Annotated in this window: 20 protein-coding genes and 1 tRNA gene; 10 read left to right on the top strand and 11 right to left on the bottom strand. The window is 67.4% G+C overall.

The features are described 5' to 3' along the window. Positions 1 to 60 precede the first annotated feature (60 nt). From IE187_RS14055 to IE187_RS14040, 4 genes are all read left to right on the top strand, one after another. Entirely contained in the window at positions 61 to 438 is a 378-nt protein-coding gene (locus IE187_RS14055) for a DUF3597 domain-containing protein (protein WP_189676766.1), read from the top strand. A gap of 265 nt (positions 439 to 703) precedes the next feature. After that, positions 704 to 976, top strand: coding sequence for an excalibur calcium-binding domain-containing protein (locus IE187_RS21390; protein ID WP_229839415.1), 273 nt, complete (start codon positions 704 to 706; stop codon positions 974 to 976). A 111-nt stretch (positions 977 to 1,087) separates the two neighbouring features. Further along, on the top strand, positions 1,088 to 2,041 hold the full coding sequence (locus IE187_RS14045) for an isopenicillin N synthase family dioxygenase (RefSeq protein WP_189676765.1): 954 nt from the start codon (positions 1,088 to 1,090) through the stop codon (positions 2,039 to 2,041). 114 nt (positions 2,042 to 2,155) lie between these two features. Then, the gene (locus IE187_RS14040; RefSeq protein ID WP_189676764.1) at positions 2,156 to 3,442 is read left to right on the top strand and encodes a homoserine dehydrogenase; all 1,287 of its coding nucleotides are present in this window, start codon (positions 2,156 to 2,158) and stop codon (positions 3,440 to 3,442) included. Positions 3,443 to 3,587: 145 nt separating this feature from the next. On the opposite strand, the gene IE187_RS14035 is transcribed toward IE187_RS14040, so the two are convergent. From IE187_RS14035 to IE187_RS14025, 3 genes are read right to left on the bottom strand one after another with little or no spacing between them, the layout of a single operon-like run. Then, positions 3,588 to 4,112 (bottom strand): hypothetical protein, encoded by a 525-nt coding sequence (locus tag IE187_RS14035; RefSeq protein WP_189676763.1) that lies wholly within the window; start codon positions 4,110 to 4,112, stop codon positions 3,588 to 3,590. 33 nt (positions 4,113 to 4,145) lie between these two features. Continuing rightward, a complete protein-coding gene (locus IE187_RS14030) occupies positions 4,146 to 4,574 on the bottom strand; it encodes a CoA-binding protein (RefSeq protein ID WP_133187091.1) in 429 nt (142 codons plus the stop codon). Then, positions 4,574 to 5,560 (bottom strand): Mrp/NBP35 family ATP-binding protein, encoded by a 987-nt coding sequence (locus tag IE187_RS14025; protein ID WP_189676762.1) that lies wholly within the window; start codon positions 5,558 to 5,560, stop codon positions 4,574 to 4,576. The genes IE187_RS14030 and IE187_RS14025 overlap by 1 nt, the downstream gene beginning before the upstream one ends. A gap of 70 nt (positions 5,561 to 5,630) precedes the next feature. Here IE187_RS14025 and hflK point away from each other — a divergent pair, with 70 nt between their 5' ends. The 4 genes from hflK to IE187_RS14005 all read left to right on the top strand — a co-directional run bounded on the left by hflK (position 5,631) and on the right by IE187_RS14005 (position 11,126). After that, positions 5,631 to 6,770, top strand: coding sequence for a protease modulator HflK (gene hflK, locus IE187_RS14020; protein ID WP_189676761.1), 1,140 nt, complete (start codon positions 5,631 to 5,633; stop codon positions 6,768 to 6,770). Further along, positions 6,767 to 7,630 carry a protease modulator HflC gene (gene hflC / locus IE187_RS14015; protein WP_133187085.1) on the top strand — a complete coding sequence of 288 codons (864 nt, stop codon included), beginning with the start codon at positions 6,767 to 6,769 and terminating at the stop codon, positions 7,628 to 7,630. Before hflK ends, hflC begins: the two co-directional genes overlap by 4 nt. Positions 7,631 to 7,742: 112 nt before the next feature. Next, positions 7,743 to 9,281 (top strand): Do family serine endopeptidase, encoded by a 1,539-nt coding sequence (locus IE187_RS14010; RefSeq protein ID WP_133187083.1) that lies wholly within the window; start codon positions 7,743 to 7,745, stop codon positions 9,279 to 9,281. 177 nt (positions 9,282 to 9,458) lie between these two features. Further along, positions 9,459 to 11,126 carry a helicase HerA-like domain-containing protein gene (locus IE187_RS14005; protein WP_189676760.1) on the top strand — a complete coding sequence of 556 codons (1,668 nt, stop codon included), beginning with the start codon at positions 9,459 to 9,461 and terminating at the stop codon, positions 11,124 to 11,126. A 138-nt stretch (positions 11,127 to 11,264) separates the two neighbouring features. Here the strand turns inward: IE187_RS14005 and IE187_RS14000 are convergent, their stop codons facing one another. The 4 genes from IE187_RS14000 to IE187_RS13985 all read right to left on the bottom strand — a co-directional run bounded on the left by IE187_RS14000 (position 11,265) and on the right by IE187_RS13985 (position 16,644). After that, a complete protein-coding gene (locus IE187_RS14000) occupies positions 11,265 to 12,488 on the bottom strand; it encodes a CaiB/BaiF CoA transferase family protein (RefSeq protein ID WP_189676759.1) in 1,224 nt (407 codons plus the stop codon). Further along, a complete protein-coding gene (locus tag IE187_RS13995) occupies positions 12,478 to 14,391 on the bottom strand; it encodes an acetyl/propionyl/methylcrotonyl-CoA carboxylase subunit alpha (RefSeq protein ID WP_189676758.1) in 1,914 nt (637 codons plus the stop codon). Before IE187_RS13995 ends, IE187_RS14000 begins: the two co-directional genes overlap by 11 nt. Positions 14,392 to 14,497: 106 nt before the next feature. Continuing rightward, positions 14,498 to 14,989 (bottom strand): nuclear transport factor 2 family protein, encoded by a 492-nt coding sequence (locus IE187_RS13990; protein WP_133187075.1) that lies wholly within the window; start codon positions 14,987 to 14,989, stop codon positions 14,498 to 14,500. A gap of 53 nt (positions 14,990 to 15,042) precedes the next feature. After that, positions 15,043 to 16,644: a carboxyl transferase domain-containing protein gene (locus IE187_RS13985; RefSeq protein WP_189676757.1), complete on the bottom strand. Its 1,602-nt coding sequence runs from the start codon at positions 16,642 to 16,644 to the stop codon at positions 15,043 to 15,045. Between the two features lie 138 nt (positions 16,645 to 16,782). Here IE187_RS13985 and IE187_RS13980 point away from each other — a divergent pair, with 138 nt between their 5' ends. Further along, positions 16,783 to 18,846 carry a M13 family metallopeptidase gene (locus IE187_RS13980; protein ID WP_189676756.1) on the top strand — a complete coding sequence of 688 codons (2,064 nt, stop codon included), beginning with the start codon at positions 16,783 to 16,785 and terminating at the stop codon, positions 18,844 to 18,846. A gap of 131 nt (positions 18,847 to 18,977) precedes the next feature. Here IE187_RS13980 and IE187_RS13975 read toward each other — a convergent pair whose 3' ends face one another. Further along, complete coding sequence (locus IE187_RS13975; protein ID WP_189676755.1) at positions 18,978 to 20,141, bottom strand: isovaleryl-CoA dehydrogenase; 1,164 nt, start codon at positions 20,139 to 20,141, stop codon at positions 18,978 to 18,980. Positions 20,142 to 20,323: 182 nt separating this feature from the next. On the opposite strand from IE187_RS13975, the gene IE187_RS13970 reads away from it, so the two are divergent. Continuing rightward, positions 20,324 to 21,205, top strand: a complete 882-nt coding sequence (locus tag IE187_RS13970) for an MBL fold metallo-hydrolase (protein WP_189676754.1) — start codon at positions 20,324 to 20,326, stop codon at positions 21,203 to 21,205. Between the two features lie 309 nt (positions 21,206 to 21,514). On the opposite strand, the gene fghA is transcribed toward IE187_RS13970, so the two are convergent. The 3 genes from fghA to IE187_RS13955 form a co-directional block, all read right to left on the bottom strand. Next, the gene (gene fghA / locus IE187_RS13965) at positions 21,515 to 22,360 is read right to left on the bottom strand and encodes an S-formylglutathione hydrolase (RefSeq protein ID WP_189676753.1); all 846 of its coding nucleotides are present in this window, start codon (positions 22,358 to 22,360) and stop codon (positions 21,515 to 21,517) included. Positions 22,361 to 22,477: 117 nt separating this feature from the next. After that, positions 22,478 to 22,551: transfer RNA gene (locus IE187_RS13960), tRNA-Gly, on the bottom strand. Between the two features lie 277 nt (positions 22,552 to 22,828). Beyond that, complete coding sequence (locus tag IE187_RS13955) at positions 22,829 to 23,941, bottom strand: glycoside hydrolase family 68 protein (RefSeq protein WP_189676752.1); 1,113 nt, start codon at positions 23,939 to 23,941, stop codon at positions 22,829 to 22,831. Between the last annotated feature and the right edge of the window lie 30 nt (positions 23,942 to 23,971).

The raw sequence follows: 23,971 nt of genomic DNA, 5'->3' as shown, positions 1-23,971 counted from the left end.
GTCGCGGAACGGACATCGAAGCGAGGCATTCTCCAGTCTCCACCTGAGAGGAGCAAGGCAATGAGCATTTTCGGTATGATCAAGGACGCGATCTGGGGCCACAAGCCGGCCCCGGTCGAAGCAGCCCCCACCCCGGCACCGGCTGCAGCTGCGCCTGCCCCCGCCCCCGCGGCTGCCCCGGCTGCGGCTCCCGCGCCCGCAGCGCCTGCTGCAAAGATCGACGTCAACGCCGTCCTGACGCAGAAGGCCGCCGAGAAGGGCCAGCCGCTCAACTGGCAGACCTCGATCGTCGATCTGATGAAGGTGCTCGATCTCGACCCGAGCCGCGAAAACCGCGTCTCGCTCGCGCATGAGCTCGGCTATACCGGCGACATCAATGACAGCGCCACGATGAACGTCTGGCTGCACAAGAAGGTGATGGAGAACCTTGCATCGTAAGACGCCTGATCTGGCGAAACTGTGGCGGATCGCGGGGTTTCCTTTGTGACACCCGCGATCCGCTGCGATCGACTTCCAGGGATCAGCGACGTTTGCGTTGCGACTTTGATGCAATGCGCTTCGACACCATTCCCGTGTCCATCGAAACCGCTCCTTCACTCTTCGTCACCACAAAGCTCTGATGCGCTTACACAAACCCGTTCGCACGCGATTCACACCGGCGAAGACACCCGACCGGGATACGCAACGCGGCGGGGCACTCCCGATGTTGGGCGTTGCGGCAGCGCTTGGCGGAATTGTCGGCGCGGGCTCGCTCGCCTTTAGCGACGATGGGCGCGGCAGAATCGTCGGAGCGGTAAAACCCGTCGCGGTACAGGCCGGCCTCATGCGTGCCCGCGCGCCGCAGCCGGGCGACGCGTGGGGCGGTTGCAACGATGCGCGCGCTGCCGGCACCGCGCCGATCTATGAGGGCGAGCCGGGCTACCGTCCGGAGATGGACGGCGACTCCGATGGCATCGCCTGCGAGCCGATTCGGTAGGGCCGCTCCGGGTTTTACGGCACGCAGGAGCGGCCCGCTGATCCCCGCGGGGCTGACGCGCCGTCAAATCGGCGCTATCTTCGCGCTTTGCCAGTATCACGGACGCGTCTCATGCTCGACACCCCCACCGCCGAAGTCCCTCCGCTGTCGCTCGCCGACGAAGCCGCCGATCCTGCTGCCTTTGCCGCGGCGCTCGGCGATTCGTTCGAGCGGTTCGGCTTTGCGGTCGTGTCGGACCACGGCGTCCCCGCCGATCTGATCGCGCGTGCCTGGGCGATGACCGAGGCGTTCTTCGCGCTGCCCGAGGACACCAAGCGCAGCTATTTCAGCGCGGGCGGCGGCGGCGCGCGCGGTTATACGCCGTTCAAGACCGAGATCGCCAAGGGCGCGACGCATGTCGACCTCAAGGAATTCTGGCATGTCGGCCGCGAACTGGCAAAAGGCCACCGCTTCGCGGCGCAGATGGCGCCGAACGTCTGGCCCGACCAGCCCGAGGGCTTCCGCGAGACCTTCATCGAACTGTTCGCCGCGCTCGACGTCGCGGGCGACCGGCTGCTGTCGGCGATCGCGCGGCATCTCGGGCTCGCGCCCGACTGGTTCGACCATGCGGTCAAGGACGGCAATTCGGTGCTCCGCCTGCTGCATTATCCGCCCGTCCCCGCCGATGCGGCCGAAGTCCGTGCTGGCGCGCATGAGGACATCAACTTGATCACGCTGCTGCTCGGCGCCGAGGAAGCCGGGCTGCAATTGCTGACCAAGGAAGGCGAATGGCTGCCGATCAAGCCGCCCGAAGGCGCGATGGTGGTCAATGTCGGCGACATGCTCCAGCGCCTCACCAACCACGTCCTGCCCTCGACCACGCACCGTGTCGTCAACCCGGCGCCCGAGCGGCGCGGGCATTCGCGCTATTCGATGCCGTTCTTCCTCCACCCCGCGCCCGATTTCCTGATCGAGACGCTGCCGTCGACGATCACCGCGGCACGGCCCGACCGCTATCCCACGCCGATCTCCGCGCATGACTATCTGCACGAGCGGCTGGTCGAGATCGGCCTGGTCAAGAAATAGTACGTCACCCCGGACTTGTTCCGGGGCCCACTCCTCCGCTAGCGCAATCGGCGATCGGCGCGCGCTGATCGGGGGATCCCGGAACGAGTCTGGGGAGACGAAGGTGTGACTGCTATGACCAAACCGCTCCGCATCGCGCTCGCCGGGCTCGGCACCGTCGGCGGCGGCGTGATCCGCTTGCTCGACACCAACGGCGCGTTGATCGCGCGCCGCGCCGGGCGGCCGATCGAGATCGTCGCGGTTTCGGCACGCGATCGCAGCAAGGATCGCGGCGTCGATATGAGCCGCTTCGCATGGATCGACGACACGACGGCGCTCGCGCATGCCGACGTCGACGTCGTGGTCGAGCTCGTCGGCGGGTCGGACGGCCCCGCGCTCACGCTCGCGCGCACCACGCTTGGCGCGGGCAAGAGCTTCGTCACCGCCAACAAGGCGATGCTCGCGCATCACGGGCTCGAGCTCGCGCGCGCTGCCGAAACGGCGGGCGTGGCGCTCAAGTTCGAGGCGGCGGTCGCGGGCGGCGTTCCGGTGATCAAGGGCTTGCGCGAAGGTGCCGCCGCCAACGAGATCGAGCGCGTCTACGGCATCCTCAACGGCACGTGCAATTTCATCCTGTCGAAGATGGAGGCGGAAGGCCGCGACTTCGCCGACGTGCTCGCCGAGGCGCAGGCGCTCGGCTTTGCCGAATCCGATCCGAGCTTCGACATCGACGGCGTCGACGCCGCGCACAAACTCTCGCTGCTCGCCAGCCTCGCCTTCGGCACGCAGCCGGCGTTCGGCGACGTCGCGGCGACCGGCATCCGCCACGTGCTCGCCGCCGACATCGCCGAGGCGGCAGCGCTCGGCTACCGCGTACGCTTGCTCGGGCTCGCCGAGGCGGGGCCGGCCGGGCTGTTCCAGCGCGTCCATCCGCATCTCGTGCCCGTCAGCCATCCGCTCGCGCATGTTACCGGCGCGACCAATGCAGTGGTCGCCGAGGGCAATTTCGTCGGGCGGCTGCTGTTCCAGGGTGCGGGCGCAGGCGATGGGCCGACCGCAAGCGCCGTCGTCGCCGATCTGATCGACATCGCGCGTGGCGAATTCGGCCCCGCCTTCGCGATGCCCGCCGATGCCTTGACCGCACAGGGCCCGGCCGATGCCGGCGAGCGGCGCGGGCGCGCCTATGTCCGCTTCACCGTCGCTGATCGCGTCGGCGTGCTCGCCGAGATCGCTGCGGCGATGCGCGACGCGGGCGTTTCGATCGAGAGCTTGATGCAGCGCGGCGCGCATGCCGATGGTTCGGTGCTGGTCGCGATCGTCACGCACGAGGGGCCAGAGCGCAGCGTGGCGCAAGCGCTTGAGCGGCTGCGCGGATCGCAGAGCCTGGTCGGGCAGCCATTGTGGATGCATATCCTGGGGTAAAATTCCTCCGGTCCCTGAGCAAGAGACCGTCACCCCTGGCTTGTCCCGGGGTCCACCGTGACGCCAATGCTGTTCTCGTCGTCCGTGCGGCCCGGTGGACCCCGGGACAAGCCCGGGGTGACGACGGTGGTGGGGGCCACTGCCCTCAGGGCAGGATCACCGACTTATGCGGCGTGTCATCGAGCGCGATCGCGACGCGGCCCGATTTGTCGGGCTTCTTCTTGAACACCCGCCCGACCCCGTGCGCGACGTCGCCGGCGAGCATCATGAAATCCTTCGCCTCGCCCGGTCGCTCGCAGCAACTGTCGGGCGCGACGACCTTCTGGATCAGCCGCACGATTTGCGTCCCGCCCTCGAAGAACTGCACGCCGCCGGCACAGCCACGCTGCATCGTCGCGCACGGCGAACTGTCCTCGACCGCCATCGCGCCGATCCCGGTCATGTCGGGATTCGACGGCTTGGGCCGGTTGAGCACGACTTCTTTGGGATAGGGCAACGTCTGCGACGGCAGCGGCTTGCCACACACGACGATGTCGTTGGGATCGACCGCCTTGCCGCGCCGCGTGCACGGCTCGCTCGCAACGGGCTGCAGAATCGAGAACGCCGTCGGCGCCGCCGGGGCGGGCACGGCGGGGGTCGCGGCTTGCGCGGCGAGGAGCAGCAGCATCATGAACCCGATACTCCGCTGCAATCATGGCGAATTTCAGGCGATCTTGGCGACACCCAAGCGCGGCAGCTCGATCGCGGGGCAGCGGTCCATCACGACCTTGAGCCCGGCCGCCTCGGCCCGCGCCGCGGCGGCTTCGTTGACCACGCCCAATTGCATCCACACCGCCTTGGCCCCCGCCGCAATCGCTTCGTCGACCGCATCGCCCGCGGCGGCGGAATTGCGGAAGATGTCGACCAGATCGATCGGATCGCCGATCTGCGACAGGTCGCGAAACACGAACTCGCCGTGGAGATGCTCGCCGGTGATCTGCGGGTTGACCGGGATCACGCGATAGCCGTGCTCCTGCAGCGTGCGCATCACGCGGTAGGACGGGCGATCGGGCCGGTCCGACGCGCCGACCAGCGCGATCGTGCGGGTTTCTTCGAGCAGGGTGCGAAGCTCGCTATCGCTGGTGATCGGCATCAAGCATGTCCCCCTTGGGCGTTGGCAATCCAGCCGGCGACGTGGCCGGCAATCTGCTTGAACGCCACCGCCTCGGGGCCGTTCCCGGTGACCGGCGGCTGGCCGGCGTCGGAGGCGACGCGCACGCGGATGTCGAGCGGGATGCGCCCCAGGAAGGGCAGCCCCAATTCCTTCGCCGCCGCTTCCGCGCCGCCAGTGCCGAACGGATCGGAGACTTCGCCGCAAGACGGGCAGACATAGCCCGCCATATTCTCGATCAGGCCGATGATCGGCACGCCCGCCTTGACGAACAGGTCGATCGCCCGCCGCGCGTCGATCAGCGCGAGGTCCTGCGGGGTCGAGACGATCACCGCACCGGTCGGCCGGTATTTCTGGATCATCGTCAGCTGGACGTCGCCGGTGCCGGGCGGCAAATCCATCACCAGCGTGTCGGCCGCCCCCCAATTGGCGTCCATCATCTGCGTCAGCGCACCCGCCGCCATCGGCCCGCGCCACGCGATCGCCTGATCGGCGGTGACGAGCATCCCCATCGACAGCATCGGCACGCCGAACGGCGTCTGGACGGGGTTGAGCACCTTGTTGTGCGCGGTCGGCTTGAGATCGGCGACGCCCATCAACCGTGGCTGCGAGGGCCCGTAGATGTCGGCATCGACCAGCCCGACGCGCCGCCCCGCCTGCTGCAAGGCGATCGCGAGGTTGGCCGACACGGTCGACTTCCCGACCCCGCCCTTGCCGCTGCCGACCGCGATCGTCACGCGCTGCTGGCGCTGGCTGGTCAGCGCGACGCGGACCGTTTCGACCCCCACCACCAAGCCCGCCGCGCGGCGCACCGCGTCTTCGAGCGGGCCGTGATCGGCGGCATCGAGTCCGCTCACATCGACGATCACGCTCGCGCGGGCGTCCTCGATTCGGCCGGTCGCGCGGGTGCCCGCGACGAGCGAAAGGGCGGCGTTGAGCGCGGCATCGCGCGAAATCGGATCGGTCATCCGCGCCAGATAGGCGTCATGGACACGCTTGCCACTGTTTTTCGTCGCGAGCCGCCCCTATAAAGGTTGCATGACGATCCTATCGCGCTGGTTTTCACGCCCCTCCCTCCAATCCGCCGATGGCAAGGGCCCGTGGGGCAGCGGCGGCGCTGGTGGCGGCGATGACGACAAGAGCGGCGGCCCGCGCAATCCCTGGGCGCAGCCCCCCGGCGGCAAACCGCGCGGCAACACGGCTGCGCCAAGCGCGCTCGATGAATTCCTCAAGCGTGCGCGTGGCGGCGGCAACGGACCCGGCGGCTTCGGCGGTGGCGGGCGTCCGCGCATCCCTGGCGCGCCGAGCGCGACCAATCTGTGGCTGATCGCGGTCGGCGTGATCGTCGTCGCCTGGATCATCCTTACCAGCTTCCATTCGATCGGGCCGCAACAGCGCGGCGTGGTGACCTTCCTCGGCCGCTATTCCGAGACGCTCGACCCCGGCATCCGCATGACGCTCCCCGCGCCGTTCGTCGATGTCGCCAAGGTCGATGTCGCGGCGATCAACACCGAGACCTTCCCCGATGAAGGCGATGGCGGCTCCGAAAGCGACAAATTGATGCTGACGAGCGACCAGAACATCGTCGATCTCGATTATTCGGTGCGCTGGCAGATTTCGAACCCGCAGGACTTCGCCTTCCAGATCGCCGATCCGCGCGGCACGCTGCGCGCGACCGCGATGAGTGCGATGCGGGCGGCGGTTGCCACCGCGACGCTCGACGACGCGATCGGCAGCGGGCGCAACGCGATCGAGGTCAAGGTCCAGCAATCGATGCAGGAGATCCTCGACGGCTATAACGCCGGCATCCGCATCCAGGGCGTCGCGATCCGCGGTGCGCAGGCACCGGCACAGGTCTCCGACGCGTTCAAGGAAGTCTCCGCCGCCCAGCAGCAGGCGCAGAGCGATATCAGCAAGGCGCGTGGCTATGCTCAGCAGGTGCTCGCCAAGGCGCAGGGCGAGGCCGCGGCGTTCGACGTGATCTACGCCCAGTACAAGCTCGCCCCCGACGTGACGCGCAAGCGCATGTATTACGACACGATGGAGCAGGTTCTGTCCAAATCCGATAAGACGATCATCCAGGCCCCCGGCGTCGTGCCGTATCTGCCGCTGCCCGGGATCGCCAAGCGCCTGCCCGACGCCGTGCCCGCCGCGCCAGCCCAGGGAGCAGCCCAGTGAGCCGCACTTTGCTCCGCAATCCGATCACGCTCGGCATCGTTGCGCTGCTGCTGCTGATCGTCGCCGCCAGCTCGGTCGCGATCGTTCCCGAGACGCGCCAGGCGGTGATCCTGCGCTTCCAGCAGCCGGTCGCGACGATCAACGAATACCGCCCGAACGAGGTGTTCGGTCGCACCGGCGCGGGGATCAACTTCCGCGTGCCGTTCATCGACCGGCTCGTCTGGGTCGACAAGCGCGTGCTCGACGTCGAGCTCGACAACCAGCCCGTGCTGTCGACCGACCAGACCCGGCTCGAGGTCGATGCCTATGCGCGCTTCCGCATCGTCGATCCGCTCAAGGCGGTGATCTCGACCGGCAGCACCTCGGTCACCGAGCAGCGCATCAAGGATCAGCTCCAGCCGCTGTTCAGCTCCTCGCTGCGCAACGAGCTCGGCCGCCGGCCCTTCGCCGCGCTGCTCAGCCCCGAGCGCACGCAGGTGATGGGCAACATCCGCGCCGGGCTGCAGCGGCTCGCGTCGCAATATGGCGTGCAGATCGTCGACGTCCGCATCAAGCATGCCGATCTGCCGACCGGAACGCCGTTCGACAGCGCGCTCAACCGGATGCGTACCGCGCGTCACCAGCAGGCGCTGACGATCCAGGCACAGGGCGCGCAGACCGCGCAGATCATCTCGGCGCAGGCTGATGCGCAGGCGGCGCAGATCTATGCGGCGGCGTTCAACAAGGATGCCGAGTTCTACGACTTCTACCGTGCGATGCAGTCGTATCGCTACACCTTCGCGCAGGACGGCAAGGGCTCGACGAGCTTGGTCCTGTCGCCCGACAATGCCTATTTGAAGGAATTCCAGGGTCGCCGGTGATTCGACGGTCCCGTAACGGCCCGCCAGCCGTTGATATTCAATCGCCGTTCAGCAACCATGGCTAACAGCTATCGCGTTGCTGCCAATTGGTAGACGAGAGGAAACGACCCTAGTGCGCTACGCCTACGCCATCACCGCCGCCCTGCTGCTCAGCGGGACCGCCACTGCCATCGCGTTGCCATCCGCCGGGGGCGCGCAGACCGCCCAGAACGAACCCGCCGTGATGGCCGCCGCCGCGCCTCGCCCCGGCGCGCCGATGAGCTTCGCCGATCTCGTGGCCAAGCTCCAGCCCGCGGTCGTCAACATCTCGACGAGCCAGCACATCACCCAGGCGCAGCCCGCCAATCCGTTCGCCGGCACCCCGTTCGAGGGTCTGTTCGGCCAGCAGCAGGGCCAGGGCGGCGCTGCTCCCACGACCCGCGAGGCGACTTCGCTCGGTTCGGGCTTCATCATCTCGCCCGACGGCTATGTCGTCACCAACAACCACGTCGTCGCTGCAGGCGCGAAGGGCGCGACGGTCGACTCGATCACCGTCACGATGACCGACCGCAAGGAATATGTCGCCAAGCTGATCGGCCGTGATCCGACTTCGGATCTCGCACTGCTCAAGATCGATGCGAAGAACCTCCCGTTCGTCAAGTTCGGCGATTCGGATGCGGCCCGCGTCGGAGACTGGATCGTCGCGATCGGCAACCCGTTCGGCCTCGGCGGCACGGTGACCGCGGGGATCGTCTCGTCGCTCCACCGCGTGACCGGCGCGGGCGCCTATGACCGCTTCATCCAGACCGATGCGGCGATCAACCAAGGCAATTCGGGCGGCCCGATGTTCGATCTCAACGGCAACGTGATCGGCATCAACTCGCAGATCCTCGGCAGCACCGGCGGCGGCAATATCGGCATCGGCTTCGCGATCCCCGCGACCGACGCCAAGCCCGTCATCGAAAAACTGATGAAGGGCACCAAGATCGCGCGCGGCTATCTCGGCGTCGGTCCGCAGCCGATCGACGACGATCTCGCGTCGTCGTTCGGCCTTGCCAAGAACAAGGGCGAACTGCTGCGCAGCATCGAGCCGGGCCAGCCGGCCGACAAGGCGGGCCTCAAGGTCGGCGACATCGTGCTGCGCGTCGGCGGCAAGGACGTGAACCCCGACCAGTCGCTCAGCTATCTCGTCGCCAACGTGACGCCGGGCACGCGCGTCCCGCTCGACATCGTGCGTCAGGGTCGCCCGCAGACGATCATCGCGACGATCGGTACGCGTCCGTCCGAGGATGCGCTGCTCGCCAAGGCGAATGCCGATGCCGATAGCGACATGTCGGACGACAGCGACACCCCGACCGCTGGCCAGGCGGCGTCGAACCCGCTCGGCGTGACGGTGGCGACGCTGACCCCGCAGATCGCGCGGACCTTCGGCATCGATTCGTCGGTGTCGGGCGTGGTGATCGGCATGGTCGATCCGGCAAGCGATGCCGGCGCCAAGGGCCTCAAGCGCGGCGACGTGATCGTCTCGGCCAACGGCGTGCCCGTCGCGACTCCGGCGGCGCTGGGGTCGATCGTGATGCAGGCCAAGGCCGCGGGCCGCTCGCAGGTGGCGCTCTATGTGGTGCGCGGGCGTCAGCCGGCATTCTTCATCGGCGTGAAGCTCAAGAAGTAAGGTCAAAGATTAAGCCCCTCCCCTTCAGGGGAGGGGTAGGGGGTGGGGGAGGCCTCGCAGAGAGCGGGTGCCCCTTACGTCCCCACCCCAACCCCTCCCCTGAAGGGGAGGGACTAAAGTGGCTTCCGCAGTGCTGAATTTCGCGCGATAGTTCGCGCCGAAACTCCGCGAGGCCGCATGACCGACACCACCAGCATTTTCATCGGCGCAGGCCCCGGCGGCGCGAACCCGCAGCAGCTCGAACTCAAGCGCGCCAACCGCCACGGCCTGATCGCGGGCGCGACCGGTACCGGCAAGACCGTCACCGTCCAGGGCATCATCGAAGGCTTTTCGCGCGCCGGTGTCCCGTGCTTCGTTGCCGACGTGAAGGGCGACCTGTCGGGCCTCGCGATGGCCGGCTCCCCCACTGCCAAGAACCACGACATTTTCGCCGCGCGCGCCAAGGAGATCGGCGACGACGCCTGGGCCTATGCCGACACACCAGTGCAGTTCTGGGACCTGTACGGCGAACAGGGCCACCCGATCCGCACCACCATCTCCGAGATGGGCCCGCTGCTGCTGTCGCGCCTGATGGACCTCAACGAAGTCCAGGAAGGCGTGCTGACGATCGCCTTCCACGTCGCCGACAAGGACGGGTTGCTGCTGATCGACTTGGACGATCTCCAGGCAATGCTGGTCGATTGCGCCGGCCGCGCCGACGAGCTCACCACGACCTATGGCAACGTCTCGAAGCAATCGATCGGCACGATCCAGCGCGCCTTGCTCCAGCTGCGCAGCCAGGGCGGCGAGCATTTCTTCGGCGAGCCCGCGCTCGACCTCGACGATTTCATCGGGGTCGACGAGAAGGGCCGCGGCATCGTCAACGTGCTCGCCGCCGACAAATTGATGGCGAGCCCGAAACTCTATTCGACCTTCCTGCTGTGGCTGATGAGCGAATTGTTCGAGCATCTCCCCGAGGTCGGCGATCCCGACAAGCCCAAGCTCTGCTTCTTCTTCGACGAAGCGCACCTCCTGTTCGATGCTGCCCCCAAGGCGCTGCTCGAGAAGATCGAGCAAGTCGTTCGGCTGATCCGGTCGAAGGGCGTCGGCATCTATTTCATCACGCAGAACCCGATCGACATTCCCGATACCGTCGCGGGGCAGCTCGGCAACCGCGTCCAGCACGCGCTGCGCGCCTTCACCCCACGCGACCAGGCGGCGGTGCGCTCGGCGGCGACGACCTTCCGCGCCAACCCCGGCGTCGATGTCGAGACCGCGATCACCGAATTGAAGGTCGGCGAGGCGCTCGTCTCGCTGCTGCTCCCCGACGGATCCCCCTCCCCCGTCCAGCGCACGCTGATCGCCCCACCCGCCTCGCGCGTCGGGCCGGTCACCCCGGTCGAGCGCGGCGTGATGGTGTCGACCGACCCGGTCGGCAGCAAATACGACACGCTGGTCGATCGCCAGTCGGCCGAGGAAATGCTCGGCGCCAAGACGCAGGAGGCTGCCGCGGCGGCCGCCGAAGCCAAGGCGAAGACCGAAGCCGACAAGGCGGCTGCAGCACAGGCCAAGGCCGACGCGGTCGCCGCCAAGGAGGCCGAGCGTCAGCGCGTCGCCGATCAGCGCGAGGCGGATCGTCAGGCCAAATTGGCCACGCAACAGGCCGCAGCCGAGGCGAAAGCCGCCGCCAACTCACCGTGGAACCGCGCGATCACCTCGGCGACGCGCTCGGCGAGCTCGGCGGTCGGGCGTCAGGTCGCCAACGAAGTGTCGAAGGCGGTGTTCGGCTCCTCGCACGGTGCCGCGGGCGGAATCGTTGGCAGCTTGGTGCGCGGCGTGCTCGGCGGGTTGTTCAAGGGCCGCTAAGCGCTGACCGACACCCCTCGTTCCCACCACCCCGGCGAAGGCCGGGGCCCAGGAGCGAGGCGCCGATACCGAAGTGCTGCGCGCGACACTTCCGACCTGCCCTTCTGGGCCCCGGCTTTCGCCGGGGTGCGGCGTCGGTTATGCGATAACGCCAGCTGCCGCCAACGCGTCGAGCGCGTCCTCGGACAGCCCCAATGCCTCCGCCAGCGCTTCGCGCGTATCCGCCCCGGCGCGCGGCGGCGCGCGATCATAGCTGGCGGGGGTCTCCGACAGCTTTGCCGGGAAGCCGACGACCTGTAGCGGCGTGCCATCGGGCCGCGCCATCGCCTGGACGGTGTCACGATGCGCGACCTGCGGATCGGCGAAGATCTCGGGCAGCCCCGCGACCTTGCCCGCGGGAAGCTTTGCCGCCTCCATCGCCGCGACGAGCTCGTCCGAGCACCACTGCGCAACCGCCGGCGCGAGATGCGCGTGTAGCGCGTCGCGATGCTCGCTGCGCAACGCCACGCTGGCGAAGCGCGGATCGTCGCCCAGATCGCTCAACCCCAGCACGCGCAGGAAATCGCGGAACTGCCGGTCGTTCCCCAGCGCGACGACGATCGCGCCATCGGCGGTTTCGTAATCGCGATACGGCACGATGTTGGGGTGATCGTTGCCGCGCCGCACCGGCACAGTCCCGCCGTTGAGCCAGTTCGACGCCTGGTTCGACAGCATCGCCAGCTGCGTGTCGAGCAGCGCACAATCGACATGCTGGCCGTGCCCAGTCGCATCGCGGTGGCGCAGCGCGGCAAGGATCGCGACGGTCGCATAAGTGCCGGTGAACAGATCGACGATCGGCACGCCGACCTTCATCGGCGGACCGTCGGCCTCGCCGGTGACGCTCATCAGCCCGCCCATCGCCTGGATCAGGAAGTCGTAGCCGCCTTTGTCCTTGTACGGCCCGTCCTGCCCGAAGCCGGTGATCGAACAATAGACGAGCCGCGGGTTGATCGCGGCGAGGCTCGCATAATCGAGCCTGTATTTGGCGAGCCCGCCAACGCGGAAATTCTCGACCAGCACGTCGCTCTGCGCCGCGAGCCGGCGGATCAGCTCGGCGCCCTCGGCTTTCGCGAGGTCGATCGCGAGCGAGCGCTTGTTGCGATTGGCGCAGAGATAATAGGCCGAATCGCCCGAATCATCGCCGAGTGCCGGCGGCCCCCAGCGGCGCGTATCGTCGCCTTGCCCGGGCTGCTCGATCTTGAGCACCTCGGCCCCGAGATCGCCCAGCATCTGCGTCGCCCACGGCCCGGCGAGCACGCGCGACAGATCGAGCACCTTGACCCCGGCGAGCGCGCCGCCCGGGGCTGTGGTCTCAGGCGGCATCGGCACGCGTCAGCCGCGCGAGCACGACGCCTTCCTGCGTCTGGCCGCCGATTTCGACGGTGAGTTCGGCGACGACCCCGTCGAACGGTGCGGTCAGGCTGTGCTCCATCTTCATCGCCTCGAGCGTGACGAGCTTCTGGCCCTTGGTAACGCTGTCCCCCGCCGCGACATCGACCGCGATGATGCGGCCGGGCATCGGCGAGAGGATCGAACCGTCGGCGGCGGTGCTTGCGGCACTACCCGACGCCCGCTCCGGCGCGATGACAAACGCGGCGCCATTCTCGAAATAGGTTCGCGCAGAGCCGTTCTGGATGACTGTCCTAGCGTGGTCGTACCATATCGCCCGGTCCTGGACGTCGACAGTCGTCATTGCGCCATCGACGTTCAACCGGACTTGTCGTTGCGGCTTTGCATTCAAGCGAAAGCCGAAACGCGCTTTGGTCAATTCAAAGATGGGGCTGTCCCAGCGTACGGGCAAAACCGCGATGTCGAAGGCGACATCATCGCCAGCGTACTGCAACAGCGCGTCGGAGGGTCGCGGCGCTTCGCAAAGCGTGTCGATCCGATCCGCGATAAAACCCGTCGTGACATTTCCGGCAGCAAATTCGGCCTGATAGAGAAGCCGCGAAAGAAACCAGGCATTGGTCCGCACTGGCTCGCACTCGACTGCGGCGCAGGCGACGGCAAGATCTCTGCGCGCGGCATCGCGCGTTTCGCCCCAACTCACAATTTTTGCGATCATCGGATCGTAATAGGGCGAAATCACGTCTCGCTCGGCAACGCCTGTTTCAATGCGCTCGCCATCTGGCAACGACAGATGATCTAGCCGTCCAGTCGACGGCAGAAACCCGGTCGCCGGGTTCTCCGCATACAACCGCGCTTCCATCGCCCAGCCATTGATCGAAAGCTCGTCCTGCCGCTTCGGCAACGCCTCCCCGCTCGCCACGCGCAGCTGCCATTCGACCAGATCGACCCCGGTAATCTCCTCGGTCACCGGATGCTCGACCTGGAGCCGCGTGTTCATTTCCATGAACCAGATGCGGTCGGCGCGCAGGCCCTCGCTCGCGTCGGCGATGAACTCGATCGTGCCGGCCCCGACATAATCGACCGCCTTGGCCGCCTTGACCGCCGCGGCGCAGATCGCCTCGCGCGTGACCGCGTCCATCCCCGGCGCGGGGGCTTCCTCGATCACCTTCTGGTGGCGGCGCTGAAGCGAGCAGTCGCGCTCGAACAGATGGACGACGGTGCCGTGGGTGTCGCCGAACACCTGCACCTCGATGTGCCGCGGCGAGAGGATGTATTTCTCGATCAGCACGTCGGTATTGCCGAACGACGACGCCGCCTCGCGCTGGCACGAGACGAGCGCATCGGCGAAGTCGGCGGGATCATCGACGCGCCGCATCCCCTTGCCGCCACCGCCCGCGACCGCCTTGATCAGCACCGGATAGCCGACCGCGGCCGCTTCCGCCGCCAGCCGCTCGGGCGACTGGTCGGCGCCGAGATAGCCCGGCGTCACCGGCACGCCCGCCGCGATCATCCGCTCCTTGGCGGCGTCCTTGAGCCCCATCGCGCGGATACTGTCGGGGTTGGGTCCGACCCACACGATCCCGGCATCGATCACGGCTTGCGCGAAGTCGGCATTTTCCGAGAGGAAGCCGTAGCCCGGATGGATCGCCTCCGCGCCACTCGCCTTGGCCGCGGCGATGATCTTCTCGCCCACCAGATAGCTTTCGCGCGCCGGCGACGCCCCGATATGCACCGCCTCATCGGCCTGCCGGACGTGGAGCGCCTTCGCGTCGGCGTCCGAATAGACCGCAATCGTCCGCACCCCCATCGCGCGCGCGGTGCGGATGATGCGGCAGGCGATCTCGCCGCGATTGGCGATCAGCAGAGACTGGATCATGCGTGTCTATCCGTCGCCCCGGCGCAGGCCGGGGCCGTTACGATGAGAGAACCGCCGCGCGCCCACGCACAGCGGCTTCGGCCTGCGCCGGAGCGACGGAGGTAGGTCATCCCTCGCAGCCCGTCGTGCGCGACGACCAGGTCAGATTCTGCACCTTCCAGCTACCGCCCTCGCGCACCAGGTCGAAATGGTCATAGCCGCAATGGTGGAGCTTGCCGTCGATGCGGAAGGTGTAGGGGCTCCACACCATCGCGATATCGCCGTCGATCTCGACCGCGGGCGTGCCGAGCCGCTCGTCATAGCGCTCGGGCCCGGGGGCGAAGCGCGCCAGCAACTGCTCGCGTGTCGAGTGCGTAATCTTGCGCGTGCCGTCGGCCTGCTCGGCGACCGCGGTGGCGGTGGCATCGCTGCGCAGCGCCTGGCCGATCGCCGCCGCGTCGCGCGCGGCGATCCCGGCGAGCAGCGCATTGACCGGCGCCATCACCTGCGCCTCCTCGGTTCCGGGGGGCGGCAGGCCGGTGCCCTTGACGATCGGCTGAACGGGGGTCGTCTGCGACCCCATCTGGGCGGCGAGCAGGAGAGCGAAGATCAGGGACATAAAGGTTCCTTAAGGTCTCGCGAAATGGGGAAGGATGAGGGTCGGATCGGCCATCACATCCGGAACACACCAAACGCCGGGCGCTCGGGGATCGGCGCGTTGAGCGTCGCGGCGAAGGCGAGGCCGAGCACGTCACGCGTCTGCGCCGGGTCGATGATGCCGTCGTCCCACAGCCGTGCGGTGGCATACCAGGGATTGCCCTCGTCCTCGTATTTCTGGCGGATCGGGGCCTTGAACGCCTCGGCCTGCTCGTCCGACCAGCCATCGGCATCACGGTGGACGGTCGCCAACACCGAAGCCGCCTGCTCACCGCCCATCACCGAGATGCGGCTGTTGGGCCAAGAAAACAGGAAACGCGGCGAATAGGCGCGCCCGCACATGCCATAATTGCCCGCGCCGAAGCTCCCACCGATCAGCACCGTGATCTTGGGCACCGTCGCGGTCGCCACCGCGGTGACGAGCTTGGCGCCATGCTTGGCGATCCCCTCGGCCTCATATTTGCCGCCGACCATGAAGCCCGAGATGTTCTGGAGGAACAGCAACGGGATCCGCCGCTGGCACGCGAGCTCGATGAAATGCGCGCCCTTCTGCGCGCTCTCCGAGAACAGCACGCCGTTATTGGCGAGGATCGCGACCGGCATCCCCCAGATATGCGCGAAGCCGCAGACCAACGAAGTGCCGTATAACGCCTTGAACTCGTGAAACTCCGACCCATCGACCAGCCGTGCAATAATCTCGTGCACGTCGTACGGCGCGCGCACGTCGCTCGGCACGATGCCGTACAGTTCCTCCGCATCGAACTTCGGCGGGCGCGGCTCCTTGAGATTGACGTCGCCCCCGCGCTGCGGCTGCAGCGTCGAGACGATGTCGCGGACGATCGTCAGCGCATGCTCGTCATTCTCGGCGACATGATCGACCACGCCCGAGCGCCGCCCATGCGTATCCGCGCCGCCCAGTTCCTCGGCCGAGATCACCTCGCCCGTCGCCGCCTTCACCAGCGGCGGGCCCGCCAGGAAGATCGTCCCCTGCCCGCGCACGATGATCGTCTCGTCGGACATGGCGGGAACATAGGCGCCGCCCGCGGTGCACGATCCCATCACGCAGGCGATCTGAGGGATGCCCTTGGCGCTCATGTTCGCCTGGTTGAAGAAGATCCGACCGAAATGGTCGCGGTCGGGGAAGACCTCGGCCTGGTGCGGCAGGTTCGCTCCGCCCGAATCGACGAGGTAGATGCACGGCAGCATGTTCGCCTCCGCGATCTCCTGCGCGCGGAGGTGCTTCTTGACGGTCAGCGGGTAGTAGGTCCCGCCCTTCACCGTCGCATCGTTGCACACGATCATGCACTGCCGACCCGAGACGCGCCCGATCCCGGCGATCACGCCAGCACCCGGGACCTCGTCGTCGTACAGCCCGTTCGCGACGAGCTGGCCGATCTCGAGGAAGGGCGAACCCGGATCGAGCAACCGCTCGACACGCTCGCGCGGGAGCAGCTTGCCGCGTGCGGTATGGCGCTCACGGCTCTTCTCGGTGCCGCCACGAGCCGCCTGCGCGACATCGGCGCGCAGCCGCTCGACCAAGGCGCGATTGTGCGCCGCATTGGCGCGGAAGGTCTCGCCATCGGCGCTGAGCTTGGTGTCGAGGACGGGGGCGCTCAAAGCGGGCTTCCTGCTTGCGGTATCCGTTGCATATGAAACTGCCTAGCGATCCGCGCCGACGAAGGAAAGCCGATTGGCAGACGCGACGGAGCGCGTATACCGCGACGCAAAGCCGATAGTTGCAGAGGAAACATCCTGATGAAACGCTTCTCCGTCCTTTCGATCGCATTGCTCGCCAGCTCGGCGATCGCCACCGGCGTCGCGGCGCAGATGATCGGCACGCAATCGGGCGTCGACCCAGCGCTGATCGACAAGAGCGTCAAGCCGGGCGACAATTTCGACGATTACGCCAATGGCACGTGGCGCAAGACCGCCGAGATCGAGCCAGCCCGCTCGTCGACCGGCGTCGGCGTCGAGGTCTCCAAGGTCGCCGAGGCGCGCAACGCGACGATCATCCAGGACGCCGCCAAGGCGAACGCCGCACCCGGCAGCAGCCAGCGCCTGATCGCCGACTATTACGCCGCGTATAACGACACCGCCGCGATCGAGGCGCGCGGCATCGCGCCGCTCAAGGCGCAGATCGCGCCGTATTACGCGCTGCGCGACAAGGCCGCGCTGGCGAAAGTGATGGGCGCGCAGATGCGCGCCGATACCGACCCGTTCAACAACAACAATTACGCCAGCACGACCAATCTGTTCGGCCTGTTCGTCTCGCAGGATCTCAACCAGCCCAAGCGCAACACGCCGTATCTGATGCAGGGCGGCCTTGGCCTCGCCGACCGCGACTATTATCTGTCGCAGACCCCGCAAATGGCCGAGCTGCGCGAGGGCTACAAAGCCTATCTGACGCAGATCTTCGGCCTCGCGGGCCTGAGCGATCCGGCGGCCCGCGCCGCGCGCGTCTTCGCGCTCGAAATGAAGATCGCCGCCGCACAGACCGACATCGAGGCAAGCCAGGACGCGAGCAAGGGTGACAATCCGTGGACCCGCGCCGACTTCGCGCGGAAAGCCCCGGGGCTCGACTGGACGGCGTATTGGGCGGCGGCGGGCATCCCGGCGGGCCAGCAGGACTTCATCGCCTGGCAGCCCGACGCGATCACCAAGCTTTCGGGCCTCGTCGCAAGCGAGCCGCTCGCCGACTGGCAGGACTGGCTGACCGCGCACCGCATCACCGCGACAGCCTCGGTGCTCCCCAAGGCGTTCGACGATGCGCGCTTCGCCTTCTACGGCAAGCAGCTCAACGGCACCCCCGCGCAGCAGACGCGCGACAAGCGCAGCATCGCGGCGGTCAATGCGGCACTCGGCGACGAGGTCGGCCGGCTCTACGCCGCGCGCTATTTCTCGGCGCAGTCGAAGGCCGAGATCCAGACGATGGTCAAGAACATCGTCGGCGCGTTCGACCAGCGCATCCAGAAGCTCGACTGGATGACCCCGGGGACCAAGGCCGAGGCGCGGCGCAAGCTGTCGGTGCTCTATGTCGGCGTCGGCTATCCCGACCATTGGCGCGCCTTCCCCAAGTTCGCGGTCGACGCGAAGGACCCGATCGGCAATCTGGAGCGCGCCGATCTCGCGATCTATCGCTACCAGATCGGCAAGCTCGGCAAGGCGCCCGACCGCACCGAATGGTGGATGACCCCGCAGACGGTGAACGCGGTCAATCTGCCGCTGCAGAACGCGCTCAACTTCCCCGCCGCGATCCTGCAGGCGCCGTATTTCGACGCGAAATACGATGCCGCGGCCAATTACGGCGCGATCGGCGCGGTGATCGGGCACGAGATCAGCCACAGCTTCGACAATCTCGGCGCCGATTTCGATTCGACCGGCAAGTATCGCAACTGGTGGACCCCGGCCGATCTCGCGCGCTTCGAACAGGCCGGCTCGGCGCTCGCGGCGCAATACGATGGCTATGAGGCGCTGCCCGGGCTCAAGCTCAAGGGCAAGCAGGAGCTCGGCGAGAACATCGCCGACACCGCCGGCCTCACCGCAGCGTACGAAGCGTATCGCGCGTCATACGGCGGCAAGGAGCCGCCGGTTATCGACGGGATGACCGGCGACCAGCGCTTCTTCCTGGCGTTCGCGCAGAGCTGGCGGACCAAGATGCGCGACAAGGCGCTGCGCGCGCGGATCGCGACCGACGTCCATGCACCGGCGATGTTCCGCGTGCTGACGGTGCGCAACCTCGACGCCTGGTACCCGGCGTACAAGGTGCAGCCGAGCGACAAGCTGTACCTCGCGCCGGGTGCGCGGGTTCACGTCTGGTAAAAGGGGGGGGCTTCTCCCCCTCCACCCCGTCATGCCGGGCTCGTCCCGGCATCCACCGTGCCGCATAGCTGGCGATTGTAACGCCAACGCCACGGTGGATCCCGGCACAAGGCCGGGATGACGGTTGTGGGTTACTGCGCGGCGGGCGCGTCGTTGCCGATCAGCTCGCGGCCGATCAGCATCCGGCGGATCTCGTTGGTCCCCGCGCCGATATCGAGCAGCTTGGCGTCGCGATAATAGCGCTCGACCGGCCAGTCCTTGGTATAGCCCGCCCCGCCCAGCGCCTGCACCGCCTCGTTGGCGACCTTCACGGCATTCTCGCTCGCGAGCAGGATCGCGCCTGCCGCATCGAAGCGCGTCGTCCGCCCGTCGTCGCAGCTGCGCGCCACCGCATAGACATAGGCGCGCGCCGAATTGAGCGCGACGTACATGTCGGCGACCTTCGCCTGCATCAGCTGGAAGCTGCCGATCGCCTTGCCGAACTGCCGCCGCTCGCGGACGTACGGCACGACGACGTCGAGGCACGCCTGCATGATTCCGAGCTGGATTCCCGCAAGCACGGTGCGCTCGTAATCGAGCCCCGACATCAGCACCCCGACGCCGCCATTCTCCGGGCCCATGATATTTTCTTCCGGAACCTCGCAATCGGTGAAGACGAGCTCAGCAGTCGGCGAACCGCGCATCCCCATCTTGTCGATCTTCTGCCCGATCGCGAAACCCGGCATGTCCTTCTCGATCAGGAACGTCGTGATCCCGCGCGAGCCCTCGCCCGTCTTGGCATAGACGACGAGCGTGTCGGCATAGGCCGCGTTGGTGATCCAGAACTTGGTGCCGTTGAGCACATAGCCGCCCTGCACCTTGTCGGCCTTGAGCTTCATCCCGACGACGTCCGATCCGGCGCCCGCCTCGGACATGGCAAGGCTGCCGACATGCTCGCCCGAGATCAGCTTGGGGAGATATTTCGCTTTCTGCTCAGGCGACGCCCAGCGCGCGATCTGGTTGACGCACAGGTTCGAATGCGCGCCATAGCTCAGGCCGACCGACGCCGACGCGCGCGACACTTCCTCGCACGCGATGACATGCTCGAGATAGCCAAGCCCGAGCCCGCCATCCTCTTCGGCAACCGTCACGCCGTGCAACCCGAGCGCACCCATTTCGGGCCACAAGCTCCGCGGAAACCAGTCCTCAGCATCGACCTTTGCCGCGATCGGCGCGATCCGGTCGGTCGCGAAGCGCTGTGTCGTGTCGCGGATCATGTCCGCCGTCTCGCCCAGTGCGAAATCCATCTGGTTCATGATCGACCTCTCTTAGTTTCTCGTGTTACCACCGCGCATAGCGTGGCTCGTTGCAAAGCGGTAGCTGCGCGATTGTCCAATCGATGCCGATTGCCCCCTACCAAGCGGAACCAGCAAAACCCGCCACGGGTTAGACCCGCGCCGATCCAGGATCGTTGCTCTTCTGTCACGAGGACTCTCAAATGCCCGTAAAATCGATTTTCGCTGCCGCGCTCGCCCTGCTCGGCGCCAGCTCCGCCCTCGCCGGCCCAGTCCCGATCGGCCCCGCCGCCACCGCGTTCAAGGTCGGCAGCATCCGAGTCGTCGCGCTGCGCGACATGATCAACGCCGTGCCCAACGATGCGAGCGTGTTCGGCCCGCAAGTCGGCGTCCCCGCCGTCTCGGCGGTGCTGCGCCAGGCGGGCGCCCCCACCGATACGCTGCCGCTCGGTGTCGACGCGCTGCTCGTCGAGCTGCCGGGGCACACCGTGCTGATCGACACCGGGCTCGGACCCAAGGTCGGCGGAGCGCTGCCCAGGAGCTTTGCCGCGGCAGGCGTCGATCCCGCCAAGGTCACCGACGTGCTGATCACGCATTCGCACGGCGACCATGTCGGCGGCCTCCTCACCGCAGACGGCGGCCTTGCCTTCCCCAATGCGACGATCCGCATGGCCGCGGCCGAATGGGCGTTCCTCAAGAGCAAGCCCGACAATGCCGCGCTGGCTGCCGCGATCACGCCTAAGGTGCAGACCTTCACCCCCGGCGCGGCGGTCGTTCCCGGCATCCGCGCGATCCCGCTGCCCGGCCACACCCCCGGCCATTCGGGCTATGAGATCGTCTCGGGCAAGGAGCGCCTGCTCGACATCGGCGACAGCGCGCACAGCGCGATCGTCTCGCTCGCCAAGCCCGAATGGGTGATCGCGTACGACACCGACGCCAAGCAGGGCGTGATCCGCCGCGAAGCGACGCTCGCGCAGCTTGCCGCAAGCCATGAGCGCGTGTTCTCGCCGCACTTCCCCTTCCCCGGCGTCGGGCAGATCGTGAAGCGCGGCACCGGCTATGTCTGGCAGCCCGCGCGCCGCTGACCCCTGCCCGGCTTGCGCAGACCGACCAAGTCCAAGACGACGCTCGCAGATCTTTTCGCCAAAACGCTCGAACTCGCCGGCGGCGAGCGGATCTACGGCGTCGTCGGGGGATAGCCTCCACGGACTCACCTCGCCCTGCGCGGCCGCGGCGATATCGCAGCCTGCGCCGGGGTTTGCGGCCTACGCTACAGGCTCCCCATCAGCGGCCTGTACGATGACGGACTTCACGCTCGACATGGCGAAAGCGGGGATTCGGTGATCGACCTCGTCAAGACCAATGGCGGGCTGCTGAAGCGGCTGTCCTAGGCGTCAGCGCGCCAAGTGGCGCGCGTGCCAGGCGACATGCTCGGCAAGGAAGGTCGAGATGAAGTAGTAACTGTGGTCATACCCCGGCTGCATCCGCAGCTCGAGCGGGATCTCGGCGGCGGCGCACGCCGCCTCGAGCAATTCGGGCCGCAGCTGGTTCTCAAGAAACGCATCCGCATCGCCCTGATCGACGAGCAGCGCCGCCACGCGCGCGCCATCCTCGATCAACGCCACCGCGTCATGCTTGCGCCACGCGGCGCGATCGTCGCCAAGATACCCCGCCAGCGCCTTCTGCCCCCACGGCACCTGGCTCGGCGCGACGATCGGCGCGAACGCCGAGACCGAGCGATACTGCGCCGGCCGCGCCAGCGCGAGCGTCAGCGCGCCATGCCCGCCCATCGAATGCCCGGTGATCGACTGCCGATCGAGGTCGACCGGGAAATTGGCGGCGACAAGCGCTGGCAGCTCGTCGGTAACATAGCTCGCCATGCGGTAATGCTGCGCGAACGGCGCCTGCGTCGCGTCGACATAGAAGCCCGCGCCGAGCCCGAAATCGTACGCCCCCTCGGCATCATCGGGAACGCCCTCCCCGCGCGGCGAGGTATCGGGCGCGACGAAGACGATCCCCGCCTCGCGACACGCCGCACGATACTCACCCTTTTCGGTGACGTTCGCCTGGGTGCAGGTCAGCCCCGAGAGATACCACAAGACCGCAAACCGATCGCCCGGTGCGTGATCGGGGACGAACACGCTGAACGTCATCGGCGTCCCGGTCTGCGTCGAATCGTGGCGATAGACGCCCTGCGTCCCACCATGCGCGCGTGTTTCGGATACCGTCTCGAGGGGCATTTCGACCATCCCGTATGTGCTGCAAAACGGTCGTACCGACCGCGCGAGGGGACATAGCCGCGATCGACCCACGATGGAAAGCCGAGCCGCTGCCGCCAGAGACTGTCAGGGAATGCGTGGAGCGGGTGAAGGGAATCGAACCCTCGTCGTAAGCTTGGGAAGCTTCTGCTCTACCATTGAGCTACACCCGCAATGCAACACCGTTGCTAACGAACCCGACGTGCCGTTGCACGTGGTCCTGAAGCAAGTCCGTCGATGGACGCGTCCCTGCCACATTACGAACCCGCTCGTCAACGGAACGATCCTCGCCGCCAGCGCTGGCGTCCGACGAAGTGATGCGGCGACGCGATCGGGGCGGGCCGCGAGTCCGGAAACCTTGGTCACACGTCGGCAATGCCACCGTTTTTGGAAGGAATCCTGGCCGCCGTGTCGCCGCTGCCCGGCTCTACCCGCAGCGCTGTCACCCGCTCACGCAAGCGACGCGCGATTGCCGTCGAGCACGATGCGGAACGGAGCTGCGGGCGTTCCGCCGAAGGCGCGGCGCGCTTCCGCCACATCGACCGGGTCGCCCGTCAGCCCCGGCCGATCGACGAAGCTGATCACGCTGAGGTCGCCCAGCACGAGCCAGCTATACGCCTGGATCGGCGCATCGGGCGGATTGCCGCAGACCAGCCCCGTTCCGTTGAGTGGCGTCCACGGCCCGGCAAGGTGCTCGGCGACCATGCCGTACAGCCCGGTCGGACCCGATGGGCCGCCATCCGCGAACACCTTACGCTGCGTCGACCAGAAGCAATAATAGCGCTGGTCGGAGTGGACGAGGTGCGGCCGTTCGAGCTCGTTATTCACTCCGTCGGCGGTGATCAGCGGGGGCTCGAGCGTCCACTGTCCGCCCCCGCCCCGCGCCACCCCGATCGCGCCGTTCCATGGGGAGGAAGACTGCGCGAGCGAGGCGGCGAAGACGAGATATTCGGCACCATCGGCCGGATCGCAAAACCACGCCGGATCGCGGAACGCCTTGATCGTGCCGATCGCGCCGCCGCCGGTCATGTCGCGCGAATAGATCTGCCCGTCGGCCGCGACCGATTCGACCGGAACCGACCAGTCCGCCAGCCGTGGCACGCCGTCCGCAATCGACAGCGTCGCGCTGGTCTCGAACAAACGCTGGTCGAAGCTCGGCTCGGCCTCGCCGCGATGCCCGGCGGCGGTGAAATAGAGGGTCACGCGGTCATGCTGCGGCGTGACGATCGCCGAGCCCGACCATTCGCGACTGCCCGGCGCAAAGCCGTCGGGCAGCAGATCGCCGAGATCGCGCCAGCCGTGCGGCGTTTCGTGCATCAACCGGATGCGGGCGAGCCCGTGGCGCGATTCGGGGTCGGGCAGAACGGGTGCGGACAGCAGCATCTGCAGCGCACCGCCGGCAATCTCGGCCGTCCGCCCGTCGCGCTCCTGCACCGGCCAGTAATCCCACAGGTCATGGCCCGGGAGCACCGGTGCCATGCTCTGCGCCGCGATGTGCGGGACTTCGGGAATCGGGCGGTGCGCGATCGCCGCCACGGCATCGCGAGACCAGATCGTTGTCATACAGGGCTACCCATCAGGTCACTCAGAAAA

The sequence above is a fragment of the Sphingomonas glacialis genome (assembly GCF_014653575.1).
Taxonomy (GTDB): Bacteria; Pseudomonadota; Alphaproteobacteria; order Sphingomonadales; family Sphingomonadaceae; genus Sphingomonas; species Sphingomonas glacialis.
The sequence above is the reverse complement of the archived record's forward strand: the minus strand, read 5'-3'. Positions and strand labels throughout refer to the sequence as shown.